Raw genomic sequence first — 5474 nt, forward strand, 5'->3', positions numbered from 1 at the left:
TTAGAAGAAACGCGTTTCGAAAAACTGCCGGTTAGCGTTTATCCCGATGAACATATCGCATCACAAACGGTGGCAGCCAGAATAGCCTCACTTATCAAGAAAAAACAGGAAAAGGGAGAAAACGCAGTTCTTGGTTTAGCAACAGGAGCTACTCCGGTTGAGGTATACGAAGAATTAGTCCGCATGCACAAAGAAGAAGGCCTGAGTTTTCAAAATGTGATCACCTTCAACCTGGATGAATATTACCCAATGCAACCCGACGCCAAGCAGAGCTACGTTCGGTTTATGGATGAAAACCTTTTCAACCACATCGATATAAAACGGGAAAACATTCACATTCCTGATGGCACCCTGGCCAAAGAAGATATCGCAAATTACTGTATAGATTATGAAAATAAAATAGGAGAACTTGGTGGTTTAGACCTTCAGGTGCTGGGAATTGGTAGAACGGGTCACATTGGTTTCAACGAACCGGGATCGGCTCCAAACTCTGGAACCAGATTGGTAACCTTAGACGATCTAACCCGTCGCGATGCCTCCCGGGATTTTGGTGGAAAAGAAAACGTACCCACAAAAGCCATAACCATGGGAATTGGGACGATTTTCAAAGCCCGCGAGATCATCCTTATGGCATGGAGCCGTAAAAAAGCCCCAATTATCAGAAAAGCTGTGGAAGGAGAAATTTCAGGAAATGTTCCTGCAACTTACCTTCAGCTTTCAGAAAATGTGGAGTTTATTTTAGATGAAGATGCCGCTTCAGAACTCACCCGCTTCAATACACCCTGGTTGGTAAAAGATTGCGTTTGGGACAAACAACTCATCAAAAAAGCGGTTATCTGGCTTTCTTCTGAAGTAAAAAAGCCAATTCTCAAGCTTACCGACGAAGATTACAACAATAACGGGATGGCCCAGCTCGCCACAGATTTTGGTCCCGCTTATAATATAAATATTAACGTATTTAATCAGCTGCAGCACAGTATTACCGGCTGGCCCGGTGGAAAACCCCAGGCTGATGACACCCAGAGACCTGAAAGAAAAGACCCGCCGCAAAAGCGTTCACTTATTTTCTCTCCCCATCCCGATGACGACGTGATCTCCATGGGAGGAACTTTTATTCGATTGGTAGATCAGGGACACGAGGTTCATGTCGCCTATCAAACCTCGGGAAACACCGCGGTTTGGGATACCGATGTATTGAGGTATGTTGAATTCGCCATAGATTTTAACCGAAGCCGGGGCGAAGATGTAGAAAAACTGGAAGCAACTTATGAGAAAATGAGGCGTTTCCTTGAAGATAAACAGCCCAACGATATAGACCTCCAGGAGATCCAGGACGTTAAAGCATTTATTAGAAAATCTGAAGCCTTTGCAGGAGCAAGATTTGCCGGACTTAAGGACAAGAACATCCATTTTATGGCGTTACCATTTTATGAAACCGGAAAAAAAATTAAGAATCCGGTTACTGAAATAGATGTGAAACTCACCATGGAGTTGCTTCAGCAAATAAAACCACACCAGGTTTTTGCAGCAGGCGATTTCGCAGATCCTCACGGAACCCATATTGTTTGTTTCCGAATTATTCTCGAAGCACTTTCAAGACTACGGGAAACCGAAGAATGGACAAAAGACTGCTGGCTCTGGATGTACCGTGGGGCATGGCAGGAATTCGAAGTCCACGAGATCGAGATGGCAGTACCGCTTTCTCCCCAGGAAGTACAGCGAAAAAGAAAAGCAATCTTCCAGCACCAGTCTCAGAAAGATCGTCCGGTTTTTCCCGGTGACGACGAAAGAGAATTCTGGGTTCGCGCTGAAGAACGAAACCGCGAAACCGCTGAAGCTTACGACAAACTCGGACTCGCAAATTATGAGGCAATGGAAGCCTTTGTACGCTGGAAATTCTAATAATACAAGCTTTTATTGCTATGAAAAGAGGTTTTGCCCTACTTAACATTATTCTGGTTTTATTGGTTTTGGCTAGCTGTGCCTCCAATCCATATTCCAAAACCAACCGGGTTTATAAAAAGCAGGCAAAGGCCTATGCCAAGCAATTAAGTACGTTCCCACTTCCGGAAAAGTCTGATGGATCCGCACTCTATTATGGGGAGTACCGGGTGGGAACTACTAATTTTAACCTGCGCAAGCCCAATTATGTGGTGCTTCACCACACCGCGCAGGATTCTGTACAGCAAACCCTGAAAACCTTTACTATTCCCCGCACTCAGGTGAGTTCACATTACGTTATTGGCCGTGATGGCGAGGTGTATCATATGTTGAATGATTATTTTCGTGGATGGCACGGCGGAATAGGAAAATGGGGAAATAATTCTGACCTCAACTCCTCTTCTATCGGGATTGAACTGGATAACAATGGATTTGAAGAATTTTCTCTAATCCAGATTTATAGTTTGTTAGAGGTTTTGGAAAACTTAAAAGAGGATTACAATATTCCTGCTGAAAATTTCATTGGCCATTCAGATATCGCTCCGGGTCGCAAAGTAGATCCTAATGCCACCTTTCCATGGAAGAGACTTGCAGAAGAAGGTTTCGGCTTGTGGTATGACGAGGAAGAGGTTAAAAACCTGAAAACAGAAGCCGAATTCTTTGAACCAAATCCCCTGGTCATTGCACAAAATTCTATTCTCACTCAACGAATTCCGTTTCTGGATAAAATTCTTTTTCCTGAAGTGATCCCGGCAACATTCGATGTAGAAATGGCTTTGAGAATAATCGGTTTTGACACCAGCAATATGGATGCTGCGCTTCAATCCTTCAAACTGCATTTTATCCAGGAAGACATTCAATCTCCGCTTAAAGGAGACGAACTTAAAATACTTTACAATTTGTATCAGAAATATTTATAACTGCGGCTTTATGTATAAAATTGGTTTTATCAAATTCATCCTTGCGCTTTTCTGCGTTTTTCCCTCTTCAGCACAAAATATTGAAGAAAGTGAATTAGCTGTTATTACCCGGGAAGACTGGAAAGCAAATGCTCCGGTGATGGAAATGATCCCGCATAAGCCGCAGTTTATTACTATACATCATACGGGAATGCCCCAAAAACCTGAACTCACTATCGAGAAGAAACTTCAGGCATTACAGCAATTCTCTCAAAAAGATTCTCCCTTGGCCGATGGCAGCATCAAAAAAGCCTGGCCCGATGTTCCCTACCATTTTTATATCGCCACAAATGGAGATATCGCCGAAGGTCGGGATATTAACTTCCAGGGAGATTCTAATACAGACTATGACTTAGATGGCCATGTACTTATCGTGGTGGAAGGGGATTTTAATAAGGAGGAAGTATTACCTCAGCAATGGGAAAGCCTAAAAAAACTGGTTAGTTTTATTTCTTCAGAATATGATATTTCCAGGGAGACCATCAGCGGACATAAAGATGAGGCAGAGACCACCTGCCCGGGAAGCGATCTATATGCGAAATTACCTTTGCTGAAGACTGAAAACCCGGTAAAGATAGGTGCTGAAAAACTTTTTGAAGCCAAATATTTTGATTTGATCAAAAACAAGAAAATTGGCCTGGTTACTAATCACACGGGATTACTTCCGAACGGGGAACACATCGTTGATCTGCTCCATGAAAATCCCGAAACAGAACTTACCATGCTTTTCGGTCCTGAACATGGAATTCGTGGGGAAGAAGACACCCACGTAACCGATTCCAAAGACGAGAAAACCGGACTTCCCGTAATCTCCCTCTACGGAAAAACCCGAAAACCCACAGCCGAAATGCTGGAAGATGTAGAAGTCTTGATTTTTGACATTCAGGATATTGGCGCCCGGTTCTATACCTACATTAAAACCATGCTTCTTGTACAGGAAGCCGCTGCTGAACATGATATTCCTTTTATTGTTTTGGACCGACCCAATGCGATTGGTGGTATTTACGTCGATGGCCCGGTTGGAAAACCGGGAGAACTGGTTACCGATATCGACATGTTGCCCATAACCCACGGGATGACCGTGGGAGAACTCGCCACTATGTTTAATCAGGAAAGAGAAAAATCCGGAATGGCAGCGGCTGATCTTCAGGTTATTCCTATGGAAAATTATAAGCGGGAATTCTGGTATGATCAAACCGGGCTGCCCTGGATCAAGCCTTCCCCAAATATGCTTAACCTAACTACCGCCGCATTCTACCCGGCAACCTGTTTACTGGAAGGCACCAATGTTTCTGAAGGCCGGGGAACCCTGCAACCTTTTGAACTTATCGCAGCTCCCTGGATAAATCCTGAAGAACTGATTACTCAGCTTCAGTCTTATGATTTGAAAGGTATTTCTTACAAAACTACCAAATTCACTCCGCAACAAATGGTAGACGGGATCGAGATCTATCCGCCAAAATTCATGGGCGAAGAAATTCCGGCTGTGGAAATGAATTTAACCGACAGAGACAGTTTTAAATCGGTGGAAGCAGGAATCTATATTCTACATGCTCTGAAGCAACTCTATCCGGAGGAACTGGAATGGCGTCTACCAAGACTTGATGATCTACTAAAAACCGATAAAGTGCGCAAAGCCCTGGATGCAGGAGAAACCCCGGAAGATATTATCGAACAGTGGCAAAATGATTTGCAGGCTTTTCAAAAGATAAGGGCAAAGTACCTTTTGTATTAAATTTCAAAAATGCTAATTATGAATTTCCCTAAGATCATGCTTGTATTTTTAGGGCTTTTTTGCCTTGCAAATCTACAGGCACAAGAAATAAACCCGGATTGGCAGCCCAGGGAAGACCTGAACATACTTTTGCCGGAATCAGTTAAAATCTATGATGCCTACGGAAAACTTCCTGATGGAAGTCCGTTACGGGCGATGTATGCTGAAATTGACCTCAGGGATAAAAACCTGAAACTGCGTTCCCTTGGCAGGAACAGCATTCGGGAAACCACAAAAGAAACTTATGATAGAGGTGATGGAATCCTTGCTATAAATGGCGGGTATTTCGCAGCAAATTCTTCAGTGAGTCTTATCATTGAAGATGGCGAGCTAATCGCTCCCGGACCTTCAGAAGATCTTGTTCGCGGGGCTTTTGGAATGCATCGCGGAAAGCCTGAGGTGGTTTGGACTAATTCAGGAAATCAAGAAGAACTTCCTAAAAAATTTGAAAATCCAGATCTTAAGGCTGCTTCAGAGATATGGAGAGCCAGCCAGGCTGTTGGCGGTGGGCCGGTTTTGCTGAAAAACGGAGAGATAAATCTAACCGATAAAAAAGAAGGTTTCGACGGAAGTCACTTACAGCGCCATCCAAGAACTGCCATTGGTTATAAAGATAAACACACCTTAATAATGATGGTGGTCGATGGCCGGCAACAGGCCAGCGCCGGAGTTAGCCTTCCAGAATTGGCGCAACTTATGTTCGAAGTAGGTGCCATCGAAGCTGTAAACCTTGATGGCGGAGGTTCTTCCGCAATGGTTGCAGCCGAAGAAGTGGTGAATATCCCATCTGATATCACTGG

At 43.8% G+C, this 5474-nt stretch carries 4 protein-coding genes; all 4 read left to right on the plus strand.

The features are described 5' to 3' along the window. Window positions 1-1902, plus strand: a 1902-nt coding sequence (nagB, locus tag ACESK1_RS10365; RefSeq protein ID WP_372920112.1) for a glucosamine-6-phosphate deaminase, incomplete at its 5' end; no start/stop codon positions are given. A 20-nt stretch (window positions 1903-1922) separates the two neighbouring features. Continuing rightward, window positions 1923-2861, plus strand: coding sequence for an N-acetylmuramoyl-L-alanine amidase (locus ACESK1_RS10370; protein WP_372920113.1), 939 nt, complete (start codon window positions 1923-1925; stop codon window positions 2859-2861). A gap of 10 nt (window positions 2862-2871) precedes the next feature. After that, a complete protein-coding gene (locus ACESK1_RS10375) occupies window positions 2872-4635 on the plus strand; it encodes an exo-beta-N-acetylmuramidase NamZ domain-containing protein (protein WP_372920114.1) in 1764 nt (587 codons plus the stop codon). A gap of 18 nt (window positions 4636-4653) precedes the next feature. Beyond that, on the plus strand, window positions 4654-5474 hold an 821-nt coding region (locus ACESK1_RS10380; protein ID WP_372920115.1), incomplete at its 3' end, for a phosphodiester glycosidase family protein.

Origin of the sequence: Salegentibacter sp., assembly GCF_041642575.1 — a bacterium.
Taxonomy (GTDB): domain Bacteria; phylum Bacteroidota; class Bacteroidia; order Flavobacteriales; family Flavobacteriaceae; genus Salegentibacter.